Below are 21648 nucleotides of genomic sequence, written 5' to 3' on the forward strand. Positions count from 1 at the left end.
CGCGGGCGCTGGAGCGCTGGCGGATGATTCTCGGCGCGCCGGCGTCGCACTACTCCGAGCTCGGCGCCGAGGACCGGCAGCGGGACGCGGCGATGCAGTGGCTCTACGGCCGCGACGAGGAGCTGGCGCAGCGCGGCGTCCGCAAGGGCGGGGCCCTGGGCGGGGGTCGGGGCGGGGACCGGAGCGGCGACTCCGCCGACCGCCACGGCGGCGCCGGGGACTCGTTCCTGACCACCGTCGACTGGCTGGAGGGCATCACCAAGCTGTTCCCGAAGGAGACCGTGGAGCGGCTGACCCGGGACGCCGTCGACCGGTATCAGATCCATGACTTGGTGACCGACCCGCGGGTGCTGGAGCGGGTGGAGCCGAGCCCGGCGCTGCTGAAGGCCGTGCTGCGGACCAAGCACCTGATGGACCCGAAGGTGCTGGAGCTGGCCCGCAAGCTGGTCGCGGCGGTGGTCGAGGAGCTGATGCGGCGGCTGGCGACCGAGGTGCGCCACGCGTTCTCCGGGACCCGGCTGCGGCGGCCGTCGCAGGTCCGGCTGGCGCGGAACTTCGACGTGAAGCGGACGCTGCGCGGGAACCTCGGGCACTACCAGCCGGAGGAGCGCAAGCTCTACCTGGAGCACGCGCACTTCTTCACCCGGACCCGGCGCCGGGTCGACAGCTGGCAGGTGATCCTGCTGGTCGACCAGTCCGGGTCGATGCTGTCGTCGGTGATCCACTCCGCGGTGACCGCGGCCTGCCTGTGGGGGCTGCCGGGGGTGCGGACGCACCTGGTGGCGTTCGACACCTCGGTGGTGGACCTGACGCAGGATGTGGCGGACCCGGTGGACCTGCTGATGAAGGTGCAGCTCGGCGGCGGGACGGACATCGCTCAGGCCATCCGCTACGCGGCCGACCTGGTCGAGAACCCGCGCCGGAGCATCGTGGTCCTGATCTCGGACCTCTACGAAGGCGTCAGCCCGGCCGGGATGGTGCGCGGCGTGAAGGCGCTGGTCGAACAGGGCAGCCGGGTACTGGCGCTGTGCGCGCTCGACGAGGAGGCCGCGCCGGCCTACGACCGGGAGATGGGGCAGCGGCTCGCCGACCTGGGGGCGTACGTGGGGGCGATGACGCCGGGGGAGCTGGCGGCGTTCGTGGCGGAGGCGGTGAACGGGTGAGCGGGCCGGGGACGCGGGCCGATCTGCTGGCGCTGACCGAGGATGCGTTGGTGTCGTTGACGAATCGCGGGTTGTATAAGCGGGCTGCGAAGGAGGTCGCGGGCGGGAGTGGGCCGGTTGTCGGTGGTGGGGGTGTGGGTGGCGATGGTGATGGCGGGGCTGGGGCTGGGGCTGGGGCTGGGACTGGCGAGGGCGGGGTCGCCGGCGGTGTGGTGCAGGGGAAGTTTCCCGATGGCGTGATGTGCCTGCTGCCGCCGGGCGGTCTCGAAGCCGCGGAGTGCAGTTGCGGGGCGGCGGGGGCCTGTCGGCATGTGGTGGCCGTGGTGTTGGCATATCAGGCTGCTTGCTCCGCCTCGGGCTCGTCCGGCGCGGAGGCAGTCGAGGAGTGGTCGCCGGGCGATTTCGCCGACGCCGCCTTGGAAGCGTTGCTAGGGAAGCGATCCATAGCGTCGGCCAAGCGTCGTCTGGCCACCGGGTACTTGGCGCGGGTCCATGTGGCGACGGCCGAGGAACCGGTGCCGTGGGTGGAGCTGCCGAACTGTTCGGTGCGGTTCCTGGTGCCACGGGACTTGGCCTACGCGCGCAGCGACGCCCGCGACGACAAGGACGCGATCGCGCTGGCCGTGTGGGCATGGCGGGTGTGGAGTGAGCGGGCCGCCGAGTTGGGGGACGGGCACTTCGCGGTGGGCGGTGCGAGCGAGGCCGATCGGCCTGGGGCGAGCGCCGTTGACCTACCTGCCGATCTACCTGCCGACCCAACTGCCGATCGACCTATCGACCTGCCTGTCGGCCACTCTTCCTCCCCGTCCTCCGACTCCTCCTCATCCTCCTCTCCGTCCTCCACCCCGTCCTCCGACCCGCTCGCCAGCGTCACGGATCTCGCCGTCGACGTCTTCCTCAACGGGGTCGCGAATCTGGGCGCCGGATTCACGCCCCGCCTGGCCCGCGTCCGCCGCGACCTGGACGCCGCCGGGCTGCGGTGGCCGCTGCTCGCCGCCGACGACCTCGCCGACCAGATCGCCGCGCACGGCGAGCGGGCCGCGCGGCATCGTCCGGAACTCGTCGCGGACCTGCTGGCCGAGCTGGTGGCCCGCTCGCGGGCGGCGGCCACGGCGAAGGGGCAGCCGCGCTCGCGGGTGCTGGGCACCGGGGAGGCCGCCGAGGTGGCGCTGCGCCGGCTGCGGCTGACCGCACTCGGCTGCCGGGTGCAGGCGATCGGCGACGATCGCAGGGTCCTGGTGTTCCTGGCCGACCCGGCGGCCGGCATCGTCCTCACCCTGGAGAACCGCTACCCCGGCCCCGCCCTCGGCGCCGACCTGGCCGGCCACCGGCTGGCCGGCAGCACCGTGGGCACCCTGGCCGGCGGCAACGTCGTGACCGAGACCGCGTACCGCCGCGCCGACCGCCGCCTGCGCCTGGCCGTGAACCGCATCGCCCGCTCCACCGTCAGCCAGTCCGGCGGCGCCTGGGACCACCTGCCCCCGGCCCTGCTGGCCCGCGACCTCGACGCCCTGGCCGCCGAGTTCGACCGCCTGCCGCCGCGCCTGATCCGCCCCCGCGTCGACGCCGAGGACGTCCGCGTGATCGAGCTGACCCAGGTCACCGACCTCGGCTACCACCCCGGCAGCCAGACCCTGACCGCGACCGTCCACGGCGCCGCCGGCGGCACCGCCGAACTCGCCGCCGAGCACCGCGCCGTCGCCCCCGCCGCCCTCGACGCCCTGGCCGAAGCCCTGACCCAGAACCCCCGCTTCATCTCGGCCACCGTCCGCCGCGCCCGAGGCGGCCTCGTCCTCACCCCGATCGCCGTGGTCGCCACCGGCCGCGTCATCGTCCCCGACCTCACCCCCGGCTCCGGCACCACAGACCTCACCGCCGCGACCACCCCCACCCCCGACCCCCTCACCACCGCCCTGGAATCCGCCCTCACCCTCCTCGCCGAAACCACCCACCGCGGCGCCCGCCACCTCCCACCCACCTTCACCACCCGCCTGACCACCACCGCCCACACCCTCGCCACCACCGGCCTCTCCCACTCCGCCACCGACCTCCACACCCTGAGCGCAACCCTCGGCCCCAACCCCGGCCGAGCCGCCTTCGACGCATGGTCGAACGCCGCGATCCGACTGATCACGACGGCGGAGCGGCGGTGAGTGTGGGTGGTTGGGGTGTCGGAAACCAGCAAAGCGGCGCAGAGTGCGAATGCGGCTCTTGACGTCAGCAGGTGCCCAAGTCGCCGGCGGTGAAGGAGTTCACCTTCCACGTGCCTTGGCTCTGAATGACCTGCGCGGTGACAGTGCGGTTGCCGCCCGGCTTGTCATCCCACAGCGCTCCGGTGGATTTGCGGTAAAGCAGCCAGTGCTGGGATCCGAGGCAGTCGGACACAGTGACGACGGTGGGACTTGATAGCGGTAGAGCTGTATCGACGTCTGGATGCATCACAGGCGGGCCGCCCTTGAGAACAGCGCCTTGCTGGTCGTCCGACTTCAGGATTTTCACCAACTCAGCGAGCGCGCTGTCCGCAGCGTGGGATCCGAGCGCGGGGTCCTGCCAGTTCGCCGTCTCCGCAGCCTTCGACATGTCGATCCACATGCCCTGGTACGCAGCGATCGCCGCCGTTTCGGCATCTGCCACCGAGACCGCCGAAGGCGACGCGTTCGCGCTGACGGCAGCCGACATCGCGTCGTGCTTCGCAGATCCGCAACCCGCGACTGCTACGACGATCCCAAGTGACAACTGCAGACGTACTACCTTCGAGATCCGTGTGACCACCGTGTCTCCCGCCGTGCTCGCGTCCCACGTCGAGAGGTCGTCTCGCGCATTGGGCGGCTCTATTGCAGCCCACGAATACGCCGAGTCAAAGCATTGAGGTGTCGCATTAACTCTAAAGAGCTAGAAATCGGATATATCGGGCTAGGTGAGCACTGCGACCGAGCAGCGCTCCAATCGTGCCCACGCCGCGCCGATCAGCCCGACTCACTCACTCACTCACTCAGCCTGCCCCTTCGAAGTCCGGTGAAGCAGCCGCCGCACAACCGACAGCGTCCGCGACCGCTCGTCGTCCGCGACGTCCCGCACCGACACCGTCGGCAGTGTGGTCGTCGCGCCGGGCTCATCCATGGCCGCCAGTATCGGAAGCGGCAGAATCATCGTGGGGGCGTACTCCGAGGCGACCGGGGGGAGGAGCGGTGGCTGGTTCATCGTGACCGCGTCCTCCTGGGGTATCGGCCACCAGTGGCGTGGGTCCGGGGTCTCAGCCAGGGAGTCCGTACCCCATTGGGCGATGAGTTCGGACGGAGTCGGCCGGCGCGTCGGATCCTTCTGCAGGCAGGCCGCGATCATTCGGCGCATGCCCGGTGGGACCGCGGCCAGATCCGGTTCCGTGTGTATTGCCCGGAGGAGGAGAGACTGGGCAGAGCCGTTGCCGAACGGAGCGCAGCCTGCTGCCTCGCAGAGCACCAGTCCGAGGCTGAAGACGTCGCCGGCCGCTCCCGACTCGGAACCTATGATCTGCTCCGGCGCCATGAACTGCGGCGTGCCGATGACCACGCCGGTGGCCGTTCTCAGGCTGCCGTCGTTGAATGCGCGGGAAACGCCGAAGTCGATGACGCGCGGGCCGTCATCGGCGAGCAGCACGTTCGACGGCTTCAGATCGCGGTGGGCCAGGCCGGCGGCGTGAATGGCGACCAGGGCTTCGGCCAGTCCGGCGCCAAGCAGACGCAGTGCCGGCTCCGACATGGGGCCCACCTGGGAGATCGCGTCCGCCAGCGACGGCCCTGGAATGTAGGCAGTCGCCAGCCACGGCGGGTCTCCGCTCGGGTCCGCGTCGATCACCTGCACGGCGTGGAACCCGCCGACTCGGCGTGCAGCATCAACCTCCTGCGCGAAACGGCGGCGGAACTCTGCGTTCGCAGCCAGATCTGAGTGGATGCACTTGACCGCAACGCGTCTGCGGCCGGGCGATTCGGCCAGGTAGACGACACCCATGCCGCCGCTGCCGATCCTTCCCAAGATCTTGTACGGCCCGACACGGCTGGGATCACCCACGCGCGGCCCGTCCACATGCGACCGGACAGCGAACTTCAACGACGCCGGCGCGCCGCCCGCGACCACCACGCCCTCCGGCTCCATGGCAGCCGGGGAGTAGCTACGAGGACCAGTCGGAGGGTCGGCGGTCGGGGGTGCGGGATACGGCGGGATCGGCACCTGGTTGCGGGGGCCGGACTTGGGGCGGCGGTCCGAGTACAGGCCGGTCTGCGAGTCGGCACAATCCTCCGCCATCGCGACCCGCTTCCACGCGTCTTCCCAGTCATCGATACCGGACGAGCCACCACACGCCAGCACGAACGCGTGCACCACCGGCCAGCTCGGCAACCGCCCGCCCTTCAAAGCGTCGCTGAGCGTGCTGGTCGGAAGGCGTCGTCCGGCTTCCCGGGCCCGGCGGTCCAGCTCGCTGAGCGTGGGCTTGCCCGCCTCGATACGGAGCCGGCGCATCTGCGCCACGAACTCCGACACATCCTGGGCACCGGCAGGCTCCGCCCTGGCGAACCTCCGCTCGATCGAGGACCGCGTCGTTCTCGGGACAGGCAGAGCCCCCTCGGCACTCATCGAGCGGCGTACCTCGTCCCAGCGAGTAAGCCACGACTGCTCGTCGCCGCCGCACGCGCGTACGAAGGCCACGGTGACGTCCCAACTCGGAAGCTTCTTACCGTTGGCCGCCGTCGACAGCGCCGTCGGGGCGTAGTTGGTCCGTTCCCCGAGTTCCTTGTATGTCGGCCGGCCTGCCGTGTCGCGCAGCTCACGCAGACCGCTGGCGAAGTCCGCCAGCGGTCCGTGCGCGATGATCGGGCTCTCAGAGCGACCCATCGCCAGGGCTTCCCCGTGCTACTCGGCGGAGAGCTCGTCAAGCTCTGACTGGCCGACCGCCGCTGTACGGCGCAGCACCTGCGTCAACAGGGCGCCGACAGCCGCAAGCGTGGTTCCGACCGCGGACGGGCCGTAGCCGTTGACGACCATGGTGCAGACCGCGGCCAACACGACGATGACGACGACGACCGATGCTTCCTGGCGCCGTGACCAGGGGATGGTGCCGGCGCACTCCACCGACGAAAGCCGAGAGTGGGCTGGGAGGACGGGACTGGTGCCCATGGCTGCTCCTTGAAGGCGTTTGTTGGTCCAGGACGATTGGAGAACGGGCCCACCGCGGACGGTCGTTTGGCGCCGACCGCTGTTTCTCCGCGTCAGAGCCCGTACACAGCATCATCGGCAACAGAACGCGTTCCAGTCCACTCCGCGACCAGGGCTTTTATTGAGACTTCAGGTTGCCCGTCTGGAATCATCCGCCGCGTTCCGACGCTGTCCGGTGTTGTCCGGCGGCGTCCGTCATCAATTGCGAACATCCGCCGAACCGGACGCACCACCCGCCGTGAACTCGAGGAATCCCCCTCAGGAGTGGATTTCGCGGCGGATCCCGTCATCTTGCGCCGTTGGTCATCAGAGCATTCAATGATGAATGACCCTGCTGCCTCAGTCGCGGCACGGCCCGGAGCCCACGTCTGTTGGTCCAGGCGATCCGGTGGGGCCCGTGTTGGCGCACGGGCCCCGGCCTCTGCACAACACAGCCTGCCCGCGCGGCGGCAGCTCTACGACCAAAAGCCCGATGGAGCCGGAAGGGTGACATTTGCCGGCGTGGTGTGGCGCAGCCCGCAACCGCCTCGTTCCTATCGACGAGGACAGGTAGTCGGCCACGAGAGGAACCCACATCATGGCACCGACATCGATCGTCGGCGCACGCGCTGGCGGCGGAGCTCCGGGCCCGGCCACGGCCCCGGCCACGGCCACCGCCCCGGCCACCGAGCCGCACGCCGACGGCCAAGCGGCCGGTGCAGGTCCGAGCGTGGCCGCCTCGCCCCGGCGGGTCTGGTGGATCACGTTCACGGCTCTGTTCCTGATCATGGCGAGTTGGGCCGTAGCCATGCCCGAGGGCGGCAACTCCGACGAAGTCGGGCACATTGAGCGGGCCTACGCCGTCGCGACCGGGCAGGTGCTGGGCACGCCGTCGGTCGATCATTGGAACCGGCCGGCGGCCACGTTCACCGTCCCGAACTCGCTGATTCCGCGCGACGTGGAATGCATGTACGGACCCAGGATCTCCGCGGCGTGCTTGGCGTTCCCCCACGACCAGCACCGGATCAAGGTGAACTCCTGGACCGGCCGCTACAACCCCCTGTACTACCTTCCGGTCGGCATTCCCATGGCGATCAGCCCCGACTTCGCGGGAGTCGTCGCCGGACGGCTGGTCTCAGCACTGATGAGCGCGCTCGTCCTGGCCTCGGCCTTCTCCAGCGCCGCCCGGATGCGCTCGCGGCTGTTCAGCACAGCTGTTCTCCTGGCCGCGACACCCGCAGTGATGAATTTGGGCAGCGCCATCAACCCCAACGGCATCGAGATCGCCGCCGCGATCCTGCTGTGGACCTCCGCACTTGTTCTGATCATCAAAGCCGAGGACCTGTCGACACCGGACAGGAAACGGCTCCTCCACCTGCTCGTCGCCGCGGCCTGCATCCTGCTGACCGTCCGCGCCCTCGGACCCGTATGGGTCGCTCTGACCTTGGCCGTCCTGGCCATGGTGCTGGGCCGACAGCGCGTGATGGACCTCGTGCGCCGCCGGCCACTCGGGCCGACGGCCATCATCTCCCTGGCGGGCCTGGCCGGTATCGCCTGGAACCTCCTGGCAGACAACTACAGCTACTACCCGATGCAGTCGAGCACCGACTCACTGTTCCGCAATGGGCTGCTATTCCACAGCACCACCCGGAACTTGGTCCTGCTCCTGGACAACGAAGTGGACTCCTGGACCCGGGAGGCCGTGGGCGTGGCTGTCGAATCAGCCTCGATCACACCATGGATCCTGGTCCTGACCTGGCTGGCACCGGCCATCCTGCTGACCGGCGCAGGGCTGCTGTCTCCAACACGCCGCCACCGCACCGCCGTGCTGACCGCCCTCACCGCACCGTTCGCCGTGGCCGTCTACCTCGACCTGTCCTACGCCACCAAAGTGGGCTGGACCCAAAACGGCCGCTACTACCTCCCCCTGCTGGTCGGCGTCGTCATCTGCGCCGCCGCCGTCGCCCCCGACCTGCCACCCGAGTGGAACACCGAATCCAGACTCGCCCGCACAGCCGTCCTCGCCACCGCCACCTGCCAGCTGGCGTCGCTGGCCATCACCCTCGCCCGCTTCAAGAACGGCTACACCCCAGCCCCGAATCCGATCAGCGGCACATGGCACCCACCCATGGGAACCATCACGCCGTTCGCTCTCATGACAGCCGGAATCGCCATTCTCGGACTGCACCTCACGCAGGGGCAACGCCGAAAGCGAACAAAGGCCGCGACAAAGTAGGGCGCACGGCCGTCATGGCTATCATGACTGGTCAGGGCAAGGATGGCCGGTCCGATGGTAAGCGGCGCGAGTAGGCAGCGTCGCGCCTTCTGAACCACTTCCAGTCGCCGACACTGGCCAACCCTTATGCGCCCTCTCATAAGTTCCAAAAGGATTAAGACTGCGCAGAATATAGTAATCCGTTTTCGGAAGCCGCCGTGAAGGCCAGAGGGCGGATTGTCCCGGTTCGCCCGCCGCTCGTTGCCCACCTTCAGCAGCATCTTGCGACGTACAGAACTACTCCGGACGAGCGAATCTTCCGCACCGGTCGACGGGTCCGAAAACCCAGCTGACCTGCCACGCATCCCCCTGACACGCAAAGAGGCCCCGGAGATCGATTGATCTCCGGGGCCCTGAGGCGGAGGCGGAGGGATTTGAACCCTCGATGGGGTTTAAGCCCCAAACCGCATTAGCAGTGCGGCGCCATAGACCGGACTAGGCGACGCCTCCATCACGCACGGCCCACCGCTACCGCAGCGGTTCCGTACGATCGCCGATAGCGTACCCGGTCGCTCGGGCGGAGACAAAAGCCTTTCGGAGCGGCGTCGACAGGTGCGGCGATGAGCGGTGCGAACTCGGAGGCGGGGGAGACGTGGCTGGGGGGCTTGTGGGATAGTCGGCTACCGGTGACCACCCCCACCCTCTTCCGTCATGCCGGGCCCGCGTCCGGTTCGGGCGGTGCGGGGGTGCGTACTCCGCCGCGGAACCTTTCCGGCGGGGTGGGTGTGGCGCCTGTCGCACGCCACGAGGAGGGCCACGGCTGGGATGGACCGTTCACCGGTTCGGGGTGTCGCCCGGTTGGCGGCCATACTCGATTCGCTGCCCGAGGCGCTGCTGCTGATCGACGCCGGCGGGCGGGTCGTCAACGCCAACGCGGTCGCCGTCGGCTGGTTCGAGGCGCCCGGCAACCCGCTGGTCGGCCGGTCGGTCACCGACCTGCTCTCCGGATTCGGCACGGCCCTGGCCCGGGTGGCCGGCGGCGCCGACGCCGGGGCCGGGGTGTGGACCGAGCCCGGTGACGGCGGGGCCGGCTCCGCCGGCGGTCCCGAGGAGGCCGGCGTCCCGACCCGCATGGTCGCCAAGCTCCCCGACGGCACCGGCTTCCCGGCCGAGGTGGTCCGCTCCTTCCTGCCCGCCGTGCACGGCGGGCTGGAGGTCGTGGTGGTCCGCGACGTCTCCCGCGTCGCCGACGCCGAGCAGGAGCTGCGCCGCCAGCAGCGGCAGACCGAGCTGATCCTGCGCGCCGCCAGCGAGGGCATCGTCGGTGTCGACACCGCCGGCCGCGTGGTGCTGGTCAACCCGGCCGCCGCCCGCATCCTCAAATACCGCGCCTCCGAACTCGGCGGGCTGGAGTTCGACGCGCTGCTCGGCGGCGTCGCCCCCGGCGAGCCGTCGCCGGTCGCCGACACGCTGCGCACCGGCCGCAAGCACCGCCTGGGCTCCGAGGCCGGGCTCCAGCTCACCGCCAAGGGCGGCGCGGCCGTCCCGGTCGAGCTGTCCACCGCGCCGGTGCTGGAGGGCGAGACGCTGGTCGGCGCCGTCGTCACCTTCGTCGACCTGGCCCGTTTCCGCTTCCCGGCGCTGCCGGCGCCGACGCCGGCGGCCCCCGCCGAGGGCGGCATCAGCCCGGAGGCGGTCGGGGCCCTGCGCCGCCCGCTGGACGCCGCGCGCAACGAGCTCGCCCGGCTCGCCACCTCCGGCGACGTCCTCACCCCCTCGGCCCGGCACCAGCTCGCGCACGTCACGGCCGAACTGGCCGAGGCCTCCCGCCTCGTCGACGACCTGCTCGACGTCGCCGCCGGCCCGGCCGGCCTGCGCAAGCGCCCGGCCGAGCTGGGCCGGATAGTGCACGCCGCCACCGACGCCGCCACCGACCTGGCCGGCGCCGCCGGCATCGACCTGGCCGTGCACACCGGCCCGGCCGAGGTCGTGATCGACGCCGAACGGATGACCCAGGCCGTCCGCCACCTGCTGGTGGACACCGTCCAGGCCTCCCCGCGCGGCAGCACCGTCGTGGTCGCCGCCGCCCGCCGCGGCCCGATCGCCCGCATCGAGGTCCGCGGCGCCGAGATCGGCGGCGTCCCGGAGCACCTGGGCTTCGCCCGCGGCGTGGTGGAACGCCACGGCGGGCAGCTCACCGTGCACCGGGTCGACGGCAAGGGCGTCACCTACGTCATCGAGCTCCCGGTGGGTCCCGAGGGCGCGACCGAACTCGCCTCCGGCGCGCCGTCCGCGTCCCGCAACCTGGTCGAGGAGACCCGGATCATCCCGGTGGTCCGCGAGATCGAGCCGCCGGAGCCCGCCGGCTCCACGCACAGCGGACGGCGGCGGATGGACTCGGGGAGTCTGGAGCCGGTGGGACAGCCGGGTGTGCAGTCGGGCCTGCGGCCCGGCGGGCAGTCGGGGATGCAGTCAGGGATGCAGGCGGGAGTGCAGTCCGGCGCACAGTCCGGGGCGCAGTCCGGAATGTCAGGAATGCAGTCCGGCATGCAGTCCGGCTCCTCCGCGGTCGCCACGACCACGACCATCCCGCGCCAGGTCGCGCCCTCGGCCGAGAACGGCTGGTTCGACGGGGTCCGCGGCTACGCGCCGCAGACGGACACCTCGCCCACCGGGGCGACGCAGACGCAGACTCCTGCGACCGACGGCACACCGGCGGTGGAACCGCGAGGACGCCGCCGCGCCGCCCACCACCAGGGCGGCGACAACTACCTGATCCAGCACGTCGAGCCCGCGACCGGCTACGAGCCCGACGCCCCGCTGCGGACTTCCGGCTCGTACCAGGAGGAAGCGGCGCTCGCGACCTCGGGCAACTTCACCCCGGAGGCGCAGCAGGCGTCGTCGCTGTACGGCGACAACCAGCTCCAAAACCCGGCCCCGGCCCCCTTTGGCACTGACGACGGCCTGCCGCTGTTCCGCGACGAAGTACAGCCGCTCGGCACCCACGCGACCGGAGCACGCCACGGCGTCGAGCCGCAGAGCAACGCACCGGCACAGTCGAGCGCGCACGGGAAGCACGGCGGATCGTTCGGCACCGAGTCGCCGAGCGGCGACGGCCAGCACGGCGGCACCTTCGCGGGCGGCTTCGGCAGCGAGGGGCAGAACGGCGTGGTGGCGCAGGCCGGCAATGCCGGCATGTTCGCTGGTGGCTACGGCGGCGAGCGGCAGAACAACGCTTCGGCTCAGGCCGGGACCCCCGGCGCGTTCACTGGTGGCTATGGCGCTGAGATGCAGAACAACGCCTCGGCTCAGCCTGGCGCGTTCGCTGGCGGTTATGGCGGCGAGGGGCAGAACAATGCCTCGACTCAAGCTGGCGCCACCGGCCCGTTTGGCAGCGGTTATGGCGGCGGTGAGCCGCAGAACAGTGCGTCGCCGCAGGCTGGCCCGCCTGGCGCCTTCGCCGGCGGCTACGGCGCCGAGCCCCAGAACGGCAGCGCAGCCAGCGCCTTCGGCCTGGAGGCCCAGCGCCCCCCTCTCTTCCCGGGCGGATTCGCCGCTGACGCGCAGCCGAGCAGCTCGGTCGGTCCGTTCGGTGCCGACGCGCAGGGTTCGGCTCCCTTCCCCGGCGGAGTCGGGCAGTCCGGCGCTGCTCCGAGCCCGTTCGGCGCCGATCTCCAGAGCCCGGCGCCGGCTCCCTTCGCGAGCGGATTCGGCGGCGGCCTCCAGCCCGCGGCCCAGTTCCCCGGCGGCTTCGTTCCCGAATCGTCGAACTCCGTGCCCGCTGCTCCGCCGTCCTCCGGGTTCGGCGGCGCGTTCACCGAGCCTCAACCCCCGTCGCCGTTCGGCACTCAGGCTCCGCCCTTCATGGCCGATCAGCAGGCCGCGTCGCCCTTCGCCGCTGAAGCGCAGCCGCCCGCGCCGTTCATGACCGAGCCGCAGCGTCCGGCTTTGCCCGCGTCGGGGCCCGCGTCCGATGCCAACGCGTGGCCGAATCCCGCGCAGCCGGATCCGCAGCCAGCGATGGCGGCTTGGCCCCCGACCGACGTCGCCGAGCCCACCACGCCGCCGACTCTCCTCGTCTGGCCCGCGCCGGAGCCCAGTGCCGAGCAGCTGCTCGTCCAGCACGGCTACGCGCCCACCGCGCTGAAGTCGCCCGCGCAGCTTCAGGAGACCGGGGTCACGCGTCCCGTGGCGCTGATCGCGGATCCGGTCGGGGTGCCTGTCACCCGGGCTGCCCTGCACACGCTGCGTGCCGCGGCTGCGGACTCGGGTATCCCGCTGTTCGTCACCGCCGGGCTGGGTGCGGTGCCGGCCGCGTCGGTGGCCGCCACCGCGCGGCGGGGTGCCGATCCGTCGGCGCTGCTCAGGGCCCTGACGCCGGAGCAGGTCGCCTCGCCCCGGGTGCTGCTGCTGGAGGAGAACCCGGATCTGGCCGCCGCCTTCGCGATCTCCCTGGAGCGCGACGGCATGCGGGTGGTGCAGTCCGCCACCGAGAACGACGCCATGTCGGCGCTGTCGGCCGAGCATCCGCAGCTCGTCGTCATGAACCTGACGCTGATCCGGCGGCGCCGCTCCGGCGTGGTCGAGTGGCTGCGCGCCTACGAGCGGCTGCATCTGGCGCCGACCGTGCTCTACACCGTGCCCGCCGGCATGGCCTCCGACGTCGACCTGGTCCACGCGCTGCGCTCCGGCGCCGCCGCCGTCCACCTCACCGACCGCGAGGTCGGCCCCGAGGCCGCCAACCGGCTGCTCGACCTGATGGGGAAGGTCTCCGACTGATGAACTCGGCCCCCGTGGCGTGGCCGCGCTCGTTGCGCACGCCGCCGGACGACCCGGATCTGCTCGCCGGCGCGGCCGCCAACCCCGGCGGGTCGCTGGCCGTGATCGACGGCGACCTGGTCGGCGGGGATCCGAACGGCTACGTGCCCGTGGAGGCGGTCCACGGCTGCTGGATCATCGGCCCGGACGGGCAGCTGACCGGCGAGTACGCCGAGAACCCGGAGCACGGCACGCCGACGGACGACTTCGCCAGGCTCACCGAGCTCGACCACTTCTGGACCTGGCTCCCCGAGGAGCCGACCGTCGCCTTCCGCACCGCCATAGCGGAGCTCCTCACCGAGCAGGTCCCCGGCGCGGTCCTGGAATGGCTGAAGGTCACCGACGAGCCGAAGGTGGTCAGCGCCGGCCGCCAGATCCCCGGCGACGACGAGAAGCTCGTCCTCGTCCGCACCGGCGTGGCGCTCCCGTTCGGGCTCTCCGTGCGCTCGCCCGACGGTCTGCGCGACATCCTGTGGGGCGTCTTCACCTGGGCCGCGTCCGGGCTGGACGATCCGGGCAACCGCAAGGACCGGGTCTGGTTCGATCTCCAGACCGATATCGCGGTGGGTGGGGAGCTGCTGTCCCAGCGCGTCTACGAGGTCGAAGCCGGCTGACGGCATGACGGCGACAGCATGACGGCATGACGGAACGACGGAACGACCAGCTGACTGGCTGATCGACCAGCAGCCCGCCCCGACTCACCGACCCCCCTCCGCCGCCAGCGCCAACTGCCGCAACGCCCGGAACTCCGCCGGCCGGCTCATCGCCACCACCCCGACGACCCGCCCCAGCCGCCGGAACACCACCGACGCGTCCCGCGCCTCCGGATCGCCGTGCACCTCGTGTTCCGTGGCGAGATCGGGCCGTCCGCAGACCTGGATCGTCACGCCGTGCTGGTCCGACCACGACCACGGCAACCGCGGATACGGCGTGAGCACCCCGGCGATCGTCGTCGCGACCGCCGCGCCCTGTTCCATCGCCTCGTTCCAGTGCTCGCCCCGGCGCCGTCCGCCGTGCAGCATGTCGGGCAGGTTCGCGGCGTCGCCCGCGGCGAAGACCCCGGACGCCGACGTCCGACCGTATTCGTCCACGACGATGCCGTCGGCCACCAGCAGACCCGCGGCCTGCGCCAGACCGGTGTCCGGAACCGTGCCCACCGCCGCGACCACCGTCGCCGCGCTCCACGCGCGCCCGTTCGAAGCGCTGACGGTGCAGCCGCCCCGGCGCGGATGATGCTCGATCCGCGCCACTGTCACGCCGGTGTGGATCTCCACGCCCCGGTCCCAGTGCAGCGCGCTCAGCGGATCGGCGAGCCACGCCGGCAGAACGCGGCTCATCGGTCGGTCGGCGGCTTCGAGCACTGATACCGCACAGCCGAGGGCGCGGGCGGAAGCGGCGATCTCCAGTCCCACCAGCCCGCCGCCGATCACCGTCACCGGGCCCCGGCCGGCCAGCGCGGCGGCCAGCGTCGTCGCCGACCGCAGGCTGCGCAGGTAGTGCACGCCCGGGACTCCGACCGCCTCGGGCAGTTCGCGCGGACTGCTGCCGGTGGCCAGCACCAGGTTGCGGTAGCCGAGCACTTCGCCGTCGGCCAGGGTGACACTGGCCGCGCCGGTGTCGACGGCGGCCACCGTCGTCCCGGTGCGCAGCTCGATCGCATGCTCGCTCCAGTACGTGTCGGGCTTGAGCCGGATCCGCTCGCCTTTCACCGTGCCGCGCAGAACCTCCTTCGACAGCGGCGGACGCCGGTACGGCACTTCGGCTTCGGCGCCGACGAGGGTGATCCGGCCCTGATATCCCTCGGTACGCAAGGTCAGTGCCGCGGTCGCCCCCGCGATACCCGTGCCCACGATCACCGTGTGCTCCGGCTTCGCGAACCGCGCGGGCCAGGCGTTGGACCCGCGCTCAGACACGGCTCGTCTCGACCATCACGAAGTCGGCCTTCGCCGCGCCGCAGTCCGGACACGACCAGTCGTCGGGGATCTCGTCCCACCGGGTGCCCGGTGCGATGTCCTCGTCCGGCCAGCCCTGGGCCTCGTCGTAGACGAACCCGCAGACCTGGCACTCCCAGACCTTGTATGCTTCCTGACTCACTCGCCGACCTCCGCGGATCCGCCGTGCGGCTCGAAATCGATCTTCTCCCGGACTCCGCAGTCCGGGCACGTCCAGTCGTCGGGGACCGCCGACCACGGTGTTCCGGCCGGGAAACCCTCGCGCGGCGCGCCGCGACGCTCGTCGTAGACGTAGTCGCAGACCGGGCAGCTGTAGGCGTGGATCGCGGCGCTCATGCCTTGGCCCCGTACTTCGCGAGCAGCTTTTCCCGTTTGCGCGGCTGGAGATTCGCCAGTGCCACGTCCCCGGCGTAGTGCGCGACGACCCGCGGGTTCATCACCTTGCGCCACAACGGCGTCACGTAGGCCAGCACGATCATCGTCGCGTAGCCGCTCGGGAGCTCGGGTGCGTCGTCGAAGTGCCGCAGTGCTTGGTAGCGGCGCGTCGGGTTGGCGTGGTGATCGCTGTGCCGCTGGAGGTGATACAGCAGGACGTTCGACGCGATGTTGTTGCTGTTCCAGCTGTGGCGGGGCGCGCAGCGCTCGTAGCGCTCGCCGTTCTTCTGCCGCAGGAGACCGTAGTGCTCCAGGTAGTTCACGACCTCCAGGAGCGAGAATCCGAACACTGCCTGGATCAGCAGATACGGCAGGATCCGCACACCGAACACCGCCAGCAGCGCCCCGAAGACCGCCACCGACATCGCCCACGCGTTGAGCACGTCGTTGCGCAGCGTCCACGGCTTGCGGTTCGCTCGCGCCAGTCGCGCTTTCTCCAGATGCCATCCGGACCGGAAGCTGCCGGCCACCGACCGCGGCCAGAAGCTGTAGAAGCTCTCGCCGAGCCGCGAGCTCGCCGGGTCCTCCGGCGTCGCCACCCGCACGTGATGGCCCCGGTTGTGCTCGATGTAGAAGTGCCCGTACAAGGTCTGCGCCAGCGCCACCTTCGACAGCCACCGCTCCAGCTCGTCCTTCTTGTGGCCGAGTTCGTGCGCCGTGTTGATGCCGATGCCGCCGACGGTGCCGACGCTGACCGCGAGCCCGACCGCGTCGACGGCGTCCAGCCGCCCGGTGGACCAGATCCACGCCGCCGTCGCCAGCCCGGCGTATTGCAGCGGCAGGTACAGGTAGGTGCACCAGCGGTAATAGCGCTGGCCCTCCAGGAAGGCGAGCACCGAGTCCGGCGGGTTGTCGGAGTCCTTGCCGATCGCCCAGTCGAAGAAGGGGAACACCCCGAACACCAGGAGCGGTCCGGCCCACCAGGCCACGCTCCACCCGGTGGCGGCGGCCAGGCCCCACGCGATCCACGGGATGGTCGGGACCAGCAGGCCGAGCGGCCACAGGAACTTCTTGCCGTCCCGCCAGGAGCTCTCGGCGGGGCCGGACGCGGCGAGGGCCGTCATGATCCGCTCCCTGATTTACTTGACAGTCTTGCGGGTAGTGTCCAGAAACTAGACAGTAACTTTCAGAGTGTCAAGTAGGGTCGCGGGGCCGCTGGGCCGGCTCGCATACAATCCGAGGCGATGACTCGCTACACCGACTCGGTCCGCTCCACCCTGCGGGAACGGCTCCTCGACGCCGCCTACGGCCTGGTCGCCGACGCCGGCTGGGCCGGCCTGCGCATGGCGCACGTCGCCGAGCGCGCCGGCGTGAGCCGCCAGACCGTCTACACCGAGTTCGGCAACAAGGACGTGCTGGGCCAGTCGCTGGTGATGCGCGAGGTCGACCGCTTCCTGGACGGCATCCGCGAGGTGCTCGACGAGCACGGGTCCGACCTGCGCGCGGGCGTCACGGCCGGCATCGAGTTCACGCTCCGCACCGCCGCCGACAACGCCCTGCTGAAGACGGTCATCACCAGCCAGCGCGGCGGCGACGGCGAGCTGATCGCCCACCTGACGACGCGCTCGGAGCCGCTGCTCGACACCGCGACCGCGATGCTCGGCGCCTACGCCGCACACGCCTGGCCGGAGGTCGACGAGTACTCACGGGAGCTGGCGGTGGAATGCGTGGTGCGGCTGACGGTGAGCAACATCGTGCAGCCCGTGGCGCCTCCGGAGCAGACGGCGCGGCGGATCGCGACGATCGTCACGCGGGTCGCGCTGCTCGACGACGCAGACTGACTCAGTGTGCTGCGACTGTCGAACGTCGGTGACAATGGCGCCGCAGGGAACCATGTGCCGACGCCGGCTGCCCCGGTCGGGACCCCGAATCGGCCGGATCGCCTTATCCCTTCGGTTATCCGACCTCGGATGTTCGTGCCAGCCCGGTGGGACCGCGCCGACCTGCGCGATAGCGTGGCCTGATCATGACTTCCCCCGCTGCCGAGAAGCCGAAGCCCACCGCACCACGCATCACCTTCGCGGCGGCGTCGCTCTACCTGATCGCCAGCTCGGTGCTGTGGATCGTCGGCGTCGTCGCCACCAGCGTTCTGCTGCTCGCCGGGGTGGTGCTCGTGGTGACGCCGTTCGGGCTGTGGGTCATCGCGGCGGCTGTGAGCTGCGCTCGGGCTTTCGGCCGCCTCTATCGAGGGCTGGTCCGCAAACTCTTCCGCGAACGGCTGGAACCGCCCGCCGAGCGCACCGAATCCGGTGTCCTGGCCTGGCGGCGGTTCCTGCTCGCCGACGGGGGCGGCTGGATGGAGGTCGCGTTCCTGCTGATCCGCCTTCCGCTCGCGCTGGTGAACATCGTGCTCGGCGTCGGGATGTGGATCTACGGGATGCTGTGGCTGCTCTGGCCGCTGCTGCGGAACTGGGACGACCTCTACACTCCGCAGCCCGACGGCTCTGTCCGGCGCGGTCTGCATCCCTTCGACATCTGGATCGACACGCTGCCGCGTTCTTTTCTCGTGTCGGTCGCCGGTGTCGCCCTGATCGCGATGGCCGCGTGGACGGCCCGCAAGCTCGCAGCCCTGGACATGCTTTTCTATCGGACGGTTGTCACTCCAGGGCGGTTGGCGGCGCGGGTGCGGCACCTTGAGCGGTCCCGCACCTATGCCGTCGACGACTCCGCCGCCACGTTGCGGCGCATCGAACGCGACCTGCACGACGGCGCGCAGGCGCGTCTGGTCGCCCTGGGCATGCAGCTGGTGCTGCTCAAGGACAGCCTGTCCGTCGACGCCGCCGACGCCGAGCAGCTCGCGCAGAGCCGCGGTCTGGTCGACACCGCGCAGCAGACCGCGAAGACCGCCATCACCGAGCTGCGCACTTTGGTGCGCGGTATCCACCCGCCGGTGCTGGACCAAGGACTGGATCCGGCGTTGCGGACGTTGGTCGCGCACGGCGTGATCCCGACCGCTCTGACCGTCGAGATCCCGGGTCCCCGTCCGGCGCCGGCCATCGAGGCCATGGCCTACTTCTGCGTCGCCGAACTCCTCACCAACGCCGCCAAGCACGCCTCGGCGCGGCAGGCCGTGGTGCACGTCGACGGGATCGGCGACCGCCTGCGCGTGCGGGTCACGGACGACGGTGGCGGCGGCGCGGTGCCGCGTCCCGGCGGGGGCCTCGCGGGTCTGGCCGACCGGGTCGGCACCGTCGACGGCACCGTGCAGATCGACAGCCCGGCCGGAGGGCCTACGGTGGTGACGGTCGACTTGCCGACCAAGCCGTGACGCGCCGGGCGCACGGCCGGACGAAGGGCGGGCCCGCGCCGTGCGCATCGTCATCGCCGAGGACACCGCGATCCTCCGGGACGGCCTCGTGCAACTGCTCGCCGCGCGCGGCCAGGAAGTGGTCGCCGCGGTCGGCGACGCGGAGGCACTGCTGGCCGCCGTCGACGAGCACCGGCCGCGGGTGGCGGTCGTCGACGTCCGCCTGCCGCCGGACCACACCGACGAGGGCGTGCGCGCGGCGGTCGAGCTGCGACGGCGCCACCCGGATATCGGCATCCTGATGTTCTCGCAGTACGTCGAGCACCGCTTCGCGACCGATCTGCTGGCCCACGGCTCCCACGGCGTCGGCTACCTGCTCAAGGAACGCGTCGTCGACATCGACGACTTCATCGACGCCCTGAACCGGGTGGCGGCCGGCGGCACGGCCCTGGACCCGGAGGTGGTCACCGAACTGGTCGGCGCCGCCCGCGGCCCCGACCGCCCGGGACCCCCGGACCCGGCCACCACCCTGACCCCGCGCGAGACCGAGGTCATGACCCTGATGGCCGAGGGCCGCACCAACGCCGCGATCGCCGCGGCCCTGGCCATCGGCGAACGCGCGGTGGAGAAGCACATCGCGAGCATCTTCGCCAAGTTCGACCTGCCGCTGACCGAGGGCGACCACCGCCGGGTGCTCGCTGTGCTGCGCTACCTGGGAGTCGGTTCGTAGCCCGCGCGCTGCTGCTCCAGCCACTGGTCGAAGCTCGTCGGCGCGAGCCACGCGTCCTTGCCCGGCAGCAGTACGTTTCCGGCCATCGCGAGGCCGAACAGCGGGCCGTCCCAGGTCGGCACCAGCTTCACGGTCCGGCCGCGGACCGCCAGCGTCCGGCGGGCCATGTCGACCAGGTCCTGCGGGTCCGGGCCGGCGACGTCCACGTGGCGGCCCCGCGGCGCGCCGACGGCGACGCGGGCCAGCACGTCGGCGACGTCGGCCGGGGCGATCGGCTGCACCAGGAGCGGGGAGATCGGGGCGACGCCGTCCTGCTCGGTCCAGCCCGCGACCATCTCGGCGAAGTCGTGGAACTGGGTGGCCGGGACGATCGTGAACGGCACCGGGCCGGCCTCGACCAGGCGCTCCTGTTCGCGCTTGCCCGCGTAGTGCGCGTTGCCCTCGACGCCGTGGATGCCGACGATCGACAGCAGCACGTGGTGCCGTACGCCCGCGCGCGCCCCGGCTGCCAGCAGGTTGCCCGTGGCGGCGCCGAAGTAGGCCACGGTGGCCTCGGGATCCGCCGGCGGGGCGTTCGTGGCGTCGACCACCGCGTCCGCGCCCGCCAGCGCGGCGTCCAGGCCGGCGCCGGTGGTGAGGTCGACGCCCTGGGAGCGGCTGATCGGGACCACGTCGTGGCCGTCGCGGGTCAGGGCGGCGGCGGTGAGCTTGCCGATGTTGCCGGTGGCCCCGGCGATGGCGATGCGCATAAGGACTCTCCTATTGCTCAGGGTGTGCCGTTTGTCAGGATCTGCCGGTGCTCAAGATCTGCCGGTGCTCAAGATCTGCCCCGAGCTTATCTCGGACTAAATAGATCCGCAATCTCTGGGATAGAATCGCCGACATGAAGCTGCCGACCAGCACCGAGTGGGTCCTGCACTGCGCCACGTCGCTGGCCCAGCTGCGACCGGGCGAGACCGCCTCGGCCGCGCAGCTCGCGACCTACTACGACCTGCCGGCGCCCTACCTGGCCAAGCAGCTCCAGGCGCTGACCAAGGCCGGCGTCCTGGCCGCGTCCACCGGGCCGCGCGGCGGGTTCCGGCTGGGCCGTCCGGCCGCGGACATCACGTTGCTGCAGATCGTGGAGGCGGTGGACGGCGCGGCGCAGCCCTACGAATGCCGCGAGATCCGGCAGCAGGGCCGGGGCGCGCTGGCGCGCGAGGATTGTCAGGACACGTGCATCCTCGCCGCCAAGATGGGCGCCGCGCACCGCGCCTGGCGGGCCAGCCTCGCGGCCGTCTCGCTCGCCGACATCCTCGACGAGCTGCCGTCCGGCGCGCCCGCGCGGACGCGCCGGATCCTCATGGGGTGAGGCGGTGGACCCGGCGCGCTACTTGCGCCGGACTTCGCGCTCGCCGCCGGCCGGGGTCCACGACCGGATCACCAACTCGTTGTTCTCCACTGTCGTGTGGACGATTTCGCGGATGTCCAGATCGAACAGGTCCGACCCCTCCTCCGTCTCCTCGCCCGATCCCTTGCCCGACCCCTCGCTCGGCACCACTCCGGCGACCCCGGAGATCTTGCTGTCGCCGCCGTCCATCGTGCCGTCGCCCGGATTGGCGTGCAGGGCGAACCGGCCGTCCCGCTTGAGATCCCGGCCCTTCACCGCGTCCGCCATCGACCCGAGGCGCAGCCGGCCCTCGGTGTCGAAATCGACCTCGGTGCCGCTGACCCGGGGCCCGCCGTCCCGGCGCAGGGTGGCGAGCACGTGGTGCTTCGTCGCCGTGAACCGGGCCTTCACCGCGCTCGCCAGGCCGGGCGCGGATTCCTCGAACTGTTTCCAAGTCGCCATGCCCCGATTGTCACAGGCGGCGCCGACGAATCCGGGGATTCATCAAGATTATGACAATGGCTGCTCCATGGGCGAAAGTCCCGCGCGCGGC

At 71.2% G+C, this 21648-nt stretch carries 18 protein-coding genes and 1 tRNA gene; 9 read left to right on the forward strand and 10 right to left on the reverse strand.

Annotated features, from left to right (window positions below):
• Positions 1-23 precede the first annotated feature (23 nt).
• Both ABD481_RS38840 and ABD481_RS38845 read left to right on the forward strand, forming a co-directional pair.
• Positions 24-1163 carry a VWA domain-containing protein gene (locus tag ABD481_RS38840; protein ID WP_344670914.1) on the forward strand — a complete coding sequence of 380 codons (1140 nt, stop codon included), beginning with the start codon at positions 24-26 and terminating at the stop codon, positions 1161-1163.
• On the forward strand, positions 1160-3316 hold the full coding sequence (locus tag ABD481_RS38845) for an SWIM zinc finger family protein (protein WP_344670884.1): 2157 nt from the start codon (positions 1160-1162) through the stop codon (positions 3314-3316). Before ABD481_RS38840 ends, ABD481_RS38845 begins: the two co-directional genes overlap by 4 nt.
• Positions 3317-3380: 64 nt before the next feature.
• Here the strand turns inward: ABD481_RS38845 and ABD481_RS38850 are convergent, their stop codons facing one another.
• From ABD481_RS38850 to ABD481_RS38860, 3 genes are all read right to left on the reverse strand, one after another.
• Positions 3381-3842 carry a hypothetical protein gene (locus tag ABD481_RS38850; protein WP_344670885.1) on the reverse strand — a complete coding sequence of 154 codons (462 nt, stop codon included), beginning with the start codon at positions 3840-3842 and terminating at the stop codon, positions 3381-3383.
• Between the two features lie 309 nt (positions 3843-4151).
• On the reverse strand, positions 4152-6029 hold the full coding sequence (locus ABD481_RS38855; RefSeq protein ID WP_344670886.1) for a serine/threonine-protein kinase: 1878 nt from the start codon (positions 6027-6029) through the stop codon (positions 4152-4154).
• A gap of 18 nt (positions 6030-6047) precedes the next feature.
• Entirely contained in the window at positions 6048-6311 is a 264-nt protein-coding gene (locus ABD481_RS38860; protein ID WP_344670887.1) for a hypothetical protein, read from the reverse strand.
• A 616-nt stretch (positions 6312-6927) separates the two neighbouring features.
• Here ABD481_RS38860 and ABD481_RS38865 point away from each other — a divergent pair.
• Positions 6928-8565, forward strand: coding sequence for a DUF2142 domain-containing protein (locus tag ABD481_RS38865; RefSeq protein ID WP_344670888.1), 1638 nt, complete (start codon positions 6928-6930; stop codon positions 8563-8565).
• A gap of 398 nt (positions 8566-8963) precedes the next feature.
• Here ABD481_RS38865 and ABD481_RS38870 read toward each other — a convergent pair.
• A tRNA-Ser gene (locus ABD481_RS38870) sits at positions 8964-9054 on the reverse strand.
• Between the two features lie 348 nt (positions 9055-9402).
• On the opposite strand from ABD481_RS38870, the gene ABD481_RS38875 reads away from it, so the two are divergent.
• Positions 9403-13323, forward strand: a complete 3921-nt coding sequence (locus ABD481_RS38875) for a PAS domain-containing protein (protein ID WP_344670889.1) — start codon at positions 9403-9405, stop codon at positions 13321-13323.
• Entirely contained in the window at positions 13323-13976 is a 654-nt protein-coding gene (locus ABD481_RS38880; protein WP_344670890.1) for a hypothetical protein, read from the forward strand. The genes ABD481_RS38875 and ABD481_RS38880 overlap by 1 nt, the downstream gene beginning before the upstream one ends.
• 84 nt (positions 13977-14060) lie before the next feature.
• Here ABD481_RS38880 and ABD481_RS38885 read toward each other — a convergent pair whose 3' ends face one another.
• The 4 genes from ABD481_RS38885 to ABD481_RS38900 are packed head-to-tail and all read right to left on the reverse strand — an operon-like array spanning position 14061 to position 16813.
• Entirely contained in the window at positions 14061-15275 is a 1215-nt protein-coding gene (locus ABD481_RS38885; protein WP_344670891.1) for an NAD(P)/FAD-dependent oxidoreductase, read from the reverse strand.
• Positions 15268-15456, reverse strand: a complete 189-nt coding sequence (locus tag ABD481_RS38890; RefSeq protein WP_344670892.1) for a rubredoxin — start codon at positions 15454-15456, stop codon at positions 15268-15270. The genes ABD481_RS38885 and ABD481_RS38890 overlap by 8 nt, the downstream gene beginning before the upstream one ends.
• Entirely contained in the window at positions 15453-15638 is a 186-nt protein-coding gene (locus ABD481_RS38895; RefSeq protein WP_344670915.1) for a rubredoxin, read from the reverse strand. The genes ABD481_RS38890 and ABD481_RS38895 overlap by 4 nt, the downstream gene beginning before the upstream one ends.
• A gap of 8 nt (positions 15639-15646) precedes the next feature.
• Positions 15647-16813, reverse strand: coding sequence for an alkane 1-monooxygenase (locus ABD481_RS38900; RefSeq protein ID WP_344670893.1), 1167 nt, complete (start codon positions 16811-16813; stop codon positions 15647-15649).
• A gap of 120 nt (positions 16814-16933) precedes the next feature.
• Here ABD481_RS38900 and ABD481_RS38905 point away from each other — a divergent pair, with 120 nt between their 5' ends.
• The 3 genes from ABD481_RS38905 to ABD481_RS38915 all read left to right on the forward strand — a co-directional run bounded on the left by ABD481_RS38905 (position 16934) and on the right by ABD481_RS38915 (position 19726).
• A complete protein-coding gene (locus ABD481_RS38905) occupies positions 16934-17530 on the forward strand; it encodes a TetR/AcrR family transcriptional regulator (RefSeq protein WP_344670894.1) in 597 nt (198 codons plus the stop codon).
• A gap of 185 nt (positions 17531-17715) precedes the next feature.
• Positions 17716-19017, forward strand: a complete 1302-nt coding sequence (locus tag ABD481_RS38910) for a sensor histidine kinase (RefSeq protein WP_344670895.1) — start codon at positions 17716-17718, stop codon at positions 19015-19017.
• 40 nt (positions 19018-19057) lie between these two features.
• Positions 19058-19726: a response regulator gene (locus ABD481_RS38915; RefSeq protein ID WP_344670896.1), complete on the forward strand. Its 669-nt coding sequence runs from the start codon at positions 19058-19060 to the stop codon at positions 19724-19726.
• Here ABD481_RS38915 and ABD481_RS38920 read toward each other — a convergent pair.
• Positions 19705-20475: an SDR family oxidoreductase gene (locus tag ABD481_RS38920; RefSeq protein WP_344670897.1), complete on the reverse strand. Its 771-nt coding sequence runs from the start codon at positions 20473-20475 to the stop codon at positions 19705-19707. The genes ABD481_RS38915 and ABD481_RS38920 overlap by 22 nt on opposite strands.
• Before the next feature lie 134 nt (positions 20476-20609).
• Between ABD481_RS38920 and ABD481_RS38925 the strand changes: the two genes are divergently transcribed.
• Positions 20610-21077 (forward strand): RrF2 family transcriptional regulator, encoded by a 468-nt coding sequence (locus ABD481_RS38925; RefSeq protein ID WP_344670898.1) that lies wholly within the window; start codon positions 20610-20612, stop codon positions 21075-21077.
• 18 nt (positions 21078-21095) lie between these two features.
• Here the strand turns inward: ABD481_RS38925 and ABD481_RS38930 are convergent, their stop codons facing one another.
• Positions 21096-21557 (reverse strand): pyridoxamine 5'-phosphate oxidase family protein, encoded by a 462-nt coding sequence (locus tag ABD481_RS38930; protein ID WP_344670899.1) that lies wholly within the window; start codon positions 21555-21557, stop codon positions 21096-21098.
• Positions 21558-21648: the final 91 nt, after the last annotated feature.

The organism is Catenulispora yoronensis, from assembly GCF_039531695.1.
Lineage (GTDB): Bacteria > Actinomycetota > Actinomycetes > Streptomycetales > Catenulisporaceae > Catenulispora > Catenulispora yoronensis.